Genomic DNA, 264 nt, shown 5'->3' with positions numbered 1-264 from the left:
GGCAGAGCCCGGGCAAGTTGTGAGCTCAGGTCAGCCTGTCGTGAGGCTGGCAAAGGCGGGGCCTCGCGAGGCCATTATCCACTTGCCCGAAACAGTGCGGCCCGTCCTGGGCGACATGGCCCAGGCCAAATTCTACGGCAGCGATGCGAAGGTCATTCCTGCGAAGCTCAGACTGCTGTCTGACGCAGCCGATCCGCTCACGCGTACGTTCGAAGCACGGTATGTGCTTGACGACGCCAACGCGCCGCTGGGATCTACCATTAC

Annotated in this window: 1 pseudogene; it reads left to right on the top strand. The window is 62.5% G+C overall.

Annotation, left to right across the window (positions count from 1 at the left end):
* Window positions 1-264: pseudogene (locus tag AC0L3U_RS39545) on the top strand (efflux RND transporter periplasmic adaptor subunit); the annotation flags it as partial.

It is taken from the genome of Bradyrhizobium sp. Kon69 (assembly GCF_055807515.1).
Note: the sequence above shows the minus strand (reverse complement) of the source record. Positions and strands in the feature narration are given on the sequence as shown.